Raw genomic sequence first — 4,155 nt, 5'->3', positions numbered from 1 at the left:
CGGCCAGCGCCTGCGGCGCGGGTGGCAGAGGCAGGGCCGGGCTCCCGTCGTGGTGCTGCCGCCCGCAGGGCCGGCCTTGACTTGGTGGAGCAGATGCTCACAACAGCTTCTCCTCTGCTTGACATACAGAGGAACCGTTCTTGCCGGCCGAGTCGGCGAACTCGCCGATCAGGTACTCGTACGCCGCACCCAGCAGATCCGGGAACTCGAAGTCCTCGTTGCGCAGCGGATATCGGTCGAAGTGGACGATGAGCTGCTGCAGCTTCTGGTCCGACAAGGTCGTCTGGCCGACCTTGTGGGTGAAGTTGATGTGCTCCAGCACACCGGTCAACGCTGGGGTGTTCGCCTCCTCCAGCGCGGCCAGCGCCTTGTTGAGCATGTCCCCGACGCCCTTGGTCCGGGAAGCGTTCTTGATTGTCTGCCACCGAGCCCGCTCGGGGACGTAGAAGTCGTTCCGGTAGAAGTTGGGCATGTCGGCGATCTTGGCGGCGTGCTCCGGTAACCTGCCCCGCTTGAGCTGGTCAGCGTTCACCCTGGCTCGGATCGCGTCGAACTGGTCGGAGCAGCGCTTCAGGAACAGCATCCCGAAGATGTACTCCTTGAACTCCGAGGCATCCATCTTGCCGCGCAGGATGTCCGCCGCCCCGAATAGATGCCGCTCAAGCTGCGGCAACGTCAGTTTCGCCACATAGACTCCTAGACATACCTCAGTACGCGCTGATCAGGTTAGGTGTAAGGGCCGACATTCTCCGCCACTGTCCGGTTCGGTACGCCACGCACGTATGACGAGGGCCCAGCACACCGCTCAGCACGACGAAGCCAGGTCCTATCATGACGCGGTGCATGACGCGGTGGAAACGGCACCCGATGGCAGCCCCGTTGCGCTGTACCTGCGGCTGCGCCCAGCCGGCGAGTCCGAGCTGATCAGCAGCGTCCTCCGCCCGGGGGCGTCGGTGCTGGAACTGGGCTGCGGGCCCGGACGGATCGGCTGATGCGCTGGTCGCACTCGGCCACCCCACCGTCGGTGTGGACAACGCAGCGGCGATGCTGACCCACATCGGCCACGCCGAGCCGGTCTTGGCCGACATCGAGGCCTCGACCTCGGCGGCGCTTCGACGCGGTCGTGCTCGCCAGCCTCCTTGTCAACGTGGCCGACCACCCACGACGACGGGCACGGCTTGCCGCCTGCGCACGCCATGTCGCTCCTGGTGGCGTGGTGTTGGTGGAGCGCCACGATCCGGCCTGGGCCGCCCACGTTGGCGACAGTCCTGCCGGCGAGGGCGACGGCATAAGTTCGCGCTCGAAGGGGTGACCCGAGACGGTGACCTGCTGCGCGGGACTTCGGTGTACGGCATCGGCGGACGCGAGCTTCGCCATCGCTGGACCACCCAGATCCTCGACGACGCCACGATCAACGAGGAGCTGGCCGCGGTCGGCCTGGCCCGCTGTCGCTTCCTCGATCCGGAGGCTACCTGGGTGCTGTGTGCCTCCATCCGTGTGGCGTGACGGCTCCAGGTCCGCAGCGCCTGGATCCACCACCGCTGGGACGCCCGACTACCACGGCACCCACGACACCTCCTGCCGCAGGTCTCCACTGCCCAATCAGCTGCCGAACGCCTCGGCTGCGGCACGCGCAATCTCCTCCGGCGGGACGTCGCGCAGGTGCTGGGCGAGCCCCCAGCGGTGGCCGAACGGATCGGTGAGCTGTCCGTGACGGTCGCCCCAGAACGCGTCCTGCAGCGGGTGCAGCACTTCGGCGCCCGCCTCCACTGCGCGCTTCCAGAGGGCGTCCACGTCCTCGGTGAGGAGGTTCAGCACGGTGGGCGTGCCGCCGAGGGTCTGCGGCGAGACGATGCCCATCTCGGGGAACTCGTCGGCCACCATCACCGCCGAGTCGCCGAACCACAGCTCGACGGACATGAGCTTGCCGCCGGGCAAGGGCACGCGGCTGCGCTCCTCGGCGCCCAACGCCGTCTTGTACCACTCGACCGCGCGGGCCGCGTCCCGGACGACGATGTGCGGGGTGATGGTGTGCATCCCGCCGGGAATCGCCTTGGCCTTGGGCTCGGTCATCTTGATCCTCTCTGTCTGAACGCCGGCGACATGCCTGTGGGAGCGGAGCCAGACCACCGTATGCCGCCGAGGATACCCATGCGACTCCTGCCGACGGTGGCGACCACGGCGAGGACCAGCAGGCAGGGCGCGGCCGCGACCAGGCCGAGCAGCGCGAAGCCGCCCGTGGCCAGCAGCAGCCCGGCGCCGCCGCCGGCCACCGCGGCGGTGGCGCCCATGCCCAGCTCGCCGAGCCCCTCGGCGCGGGTCCGCAGCGACGCCTCGACGGGCGCGTCGCGCAGCAGCGCGCTGCCGCCGATCAGCCCCGCGTTCCAGCCGACCCCCAGCAGCAGCAGCAGCAGCGCCCCCATGGTCCCGACCTGACCAGTGCTCCGCACGGCGGCGAGGACGCCCGCGCCGAGCAGTAGCAGCATGCCCACCCCGGCCATCACGCCGGCGCCGAGCAGTAGCAGCATGCCCACCCCGGCCATCACGCCGGCGCCGAGCGTGTCGCTGAGCCAGCCGGTCACCGGCGAGGGCAGGTACATGGCGGCGATGTGGACACTGACGAGTAGCCCGACCATGCCCAATCCGACCCCGTGGGCGTGCAGGTGGACGGGCGCCACCGCCATCATCCCGACCATGGTGAGGTTGGCGGTGGCGAGCACGAGCAGTCCGAGGCGGATGTGACGGTCACCGAACAAGGTCGCCAGATTGCCCTTGCCACCCGCGGGTGCGGACTGCTCAGTGGCCAGGGCCGTGGCCGTGGCCACCTGCAGCGGGTCGGGCCGCAGGAACGCCAGCAGCACCAGCGCCGCGCCCAGGAACGCCGGCACGGCCAGGATGAACAGCCCGGTTGGCTCAGGCAGTCCCATGGTCCGCGCGAGGGTGCCGGCCGGTCCCAGCAGGTTGGGACCGGCGACCGCGCCGACGCTGGCGGCGGCCACGACCATGCTGATCGACCGGCCACGTCCGCGGCGGCTGCTGAGGTCCGCGGCGGCGTAGCGTGCCAGCATGACTGCGGCGTTGCCAGCGCCGAGCAGGCCACAGCCGGCCAGCAGCAGCGACCAGTCCCGCAGGGCCGCTGCATCTGCGCGCCCATGGCCGGCCGATCCTGACCCTGCTGGAGCGGCCCGTCCCAGCCGGCGTGGTCGTCCGGCCACTCACCGAGCCAGTGCCGCCGTACCCGTGGACGATGGCCTTCCGCCGCGAGCTCCGGCACCCCGGTCTGGACGCCCTGCATGCCAGCGCTGACGAGCTCGCCCAGCGGGAACGCTGGTGCGAGCTCCCGCCGGGCGCCTGGATCCCCGAGCCCGGCGCGGCCACCTTCGGGCTCGGCGCCAAGCCCGCCCGCAAGCCCCTACCTAAAGGGTCTTGAGTTTTGGGTTGACGTGTGTCTGCCCGTGGAGACCAGCAGCGCTACGCCGGCCGGTGGCAGACGGCCTCGATGTTGTTGCCGTCCGGATCGAAGACGAAGGCGCCGTAGTACTCCTTGTGGTACTGGGGGCGCAGGCCGGGAGCCCCGTTGTCGCGGCCTCCAGCGGCCAGGGCCGCGGCGTGGAACGCTTGCACGGTGGCCCGGTCCGAGCTGGCGAAGGCGACATGCACCGGCCCGCTCAGCGGGCGGTTGGCGTGAATCCAGAAGTCCGGCTTGCCGTTCACGCCAAAGCCCGCGGAGCCGTCGCGCTGCATCAGGAGCTGGTAGCCGAGTGGGCCAAGCGCCTGCTGGTAGAACGCCGTACTGACGTGCAGGTCCCTGACCCCCAAGCCGACGTGGTCGATCACGAACCGCCCCCCTTGTCGCTGAGCTGACCCTCTGGCTTGAGCAGCATTAGGACGTCAACCCAACACCCGAAGAGGTCGCCGGAGATCCACTGCGGTCAGCAGCCGCCGAGCAGGATCGCTCAATCCTCATGAACCGGCTCCGCTCCATGACCGGCTCTTTTCCATGACCGGCTCCGCGACCGGCTCCGCTCCGCTGCGGAGGGCCGCCGGTGCACGGTAGGCTCGGAGGCACCACGATCATCCGGGGACGGAGCGGAGCATGCGGGTCGGGCAGACGGGTTCGGGCGCGACCTCGGACGGGCCGCCGGCGACCGATGC

At 70.0% G+C, this 4,155-nt stretch carries 5 protein-coding genes and 1 pseudogene; 2 read left to right on the top strand and 4 right to left on the bottom strand.

Going from position 1 to position 4,155, the window contains the following annotated elements:
• Positions 1 to 133: 133 nt before the first annotated feature.
• A pseudogene (locus tag VG276_30605) lies at positions 134 to 688 on the bottom strand (type I restriction-modification system subunit M N-terminal domain-containing protein).
• 620 nt (positions 689 to 1,308) lie between these two features.
• Between VG276_30605 and VG276_30600 the strand changes: the two are divergent.
• Positions 1,309 to 1,506 (top strand): hypothetical protein, encoded by a 198-nt coding sequence (locus VG276_30600; protein ID HEV8653633.1) that lies wholly within the window; start codon positions 1,309 to 1,311, stop codon positions 1,504 to 1,506.
• A 96-nt stretch (positions 1,507 to 1,602) separates the two neighbouring features.
• Here VG276_30600 and VG276_30595 read toward each other — a convergent pair whose 3' ends face one another.
• Both VG276_30595 and VG276_30590 read right to left on the bottom strand, forming a co-directional pair.
• The gene (locus VG276_30595; protein ID HEV8653632.1) at positions 1,603 to 2,073 is read right to left on the bottom strand and encodes a VOC family protein; all 471 of its coding nucleotides are present in this window, start codon (positions 2,071 to 2,073) and stop codon (positions 1,603 to 1,605) included.
• On the bottom strand, positions 2,070 to 3,215 hold the full coding sequence (locus VG276_30590; GenBank protein ID HEV8653631.1) for an MFS transporter: 1,146 nt from the start codon (positions 3,213 to 3,215) through the stop codon (positions 2,070 to 2,072). The genes VG276_30595 and VG276_30590 overlap by 4 nt, the downstream gene beginning before the upstream one ends.
• Here VG276_30590 and VG276_30585 point away from each other — a divergent pair.
• Positions 3,200 to 3,430 (top strand): hypothetical protein, encoded by a 231-nt coding sequence (locus tag VG276_30585; protein HEV8653630.1) that lies wholly within the window; start codon positions 3,200 to 3,202, stop codon positions 3,428 to 3,430. The genes VG276_30590 and VG276_30585 overlap by 16 nt on opposite strands.
• 41 nt (positions 3,431 to 3,471) lie before the next feature.
• On the opposite strand, the gene VG276_30580 is transcribed toward VG276_30585, so the two are convergent.
• Positions 3,472 to 3,837: a VOC family protein gene (locus VG276_30580; protein HEV8653629.1), complete on the bottom strand. Its 366-nt coding sequence runs from the start codon at positions 3,835 to 3,837 to the stop codon at positions 3,472 to 3,474.
• Positions 3,838 to 4,155 lie beyond the last annotated feature (318 nt).

This window comes from Actinomycetes bacterium (assembly GCA_036000965.1).
Lineage (GTDB): Bacteria > Actinomycetota > CALGFH01 > CALGFH01 > CALGFH01 > DASYUT01.
Note: the sequence above shows the minus strand (reverse complement) of the source record. Positions and strands in the feature narration are given on the sequence as shown.